The organism is Neisseria sp. P0021.S007 (genome assembly GCF_051956855.1).
Genome location: NZ_JBQCXA010000487.1, coordinates 1 through 680, shown reverse-complemented (window position 1 = coordinate 680; position 680 = coordinate 1). Strand labels below are relative to the sequence as shown.

At 52.6% G+C, this 680-nt stretch carries 1 protein-coding gene and 1 pseudogene; both read right to left on the bottom strand.

Annotated elements, in window-relative coordinates; translation table 11 throughout:
* Positions 1-320, bottom strand: a 320-nt coding sequence (locus ACTHUR_RS14170; RefSeq protein WP_440399191.1) for a calcium-binding protein, incomplete at its 3' end; no start/stop codon positions are given.
* A gap of 99 nt (positions 321-419) precedes the next feature.
* A pseudogene (locus ACTHUR_RS14165) lies at positions 420-536 on the bottom strand (calcium-binding protein); the annotation flags it as partial.
* Positions 537-680: the final 144 nt, after the last annotated feature.

Genomic DNA, 680 nt, shown 5'->3' with positions numbered 1-680 from the left:
TGGTTGTTGATGGTGATTTTGCCGCCTGAGTTGGCAATGGTGATTTCCCAATCGATTGCCCCGTTTGCGTCGGTGCTTGCATTGATATGCAAATCCTTGACGGCGATGCCTTGTCCGAATTGGAGGGCGTTGTTGCCGTGATTGTCGGAAATGGTGTCGTGTCCCTCTCCGAAGCAGAAGACATAGGTATCATTTCCTGCGCCGCCATACAGGAGATCGTCGTCCAAGCCGCCAAACAGTAAGTCGTCGCCTGAGCCGCCATACAGCACGTCTTTGCCCGATTCGCCATAGAAGACATCGTTGTTTTCGCCGCCGAACAATGTATCATTGCCCGCACCGCCATTGAGATGGTCGTCTCCGCCGTTGCCGAAAATTACATCGTTTCCCGAATCTCCATTGACGGTATCTCTGCCGTCGCCGCCTCTGACGATATCGTCGCCATCGCCGCCACTGATGAAGTTGGTCCCACCGCTGACGAATACGGTATCGTTGCTGCCGCCGGCATAAATGCTGTCGTCGCCGCTTTTGCCGTCAATATGGTCTATGCCGTCAGAGCCTTTGATACTGTCGCTGCCTGCCGTGCCTGTAATATAGGTAACGCTGACGGATTTGAAGCCGGCAGTTTCGTTGGCGTAATAATAATTTTGATCGGGAATATTGCCTGTCTATTATCCACATCT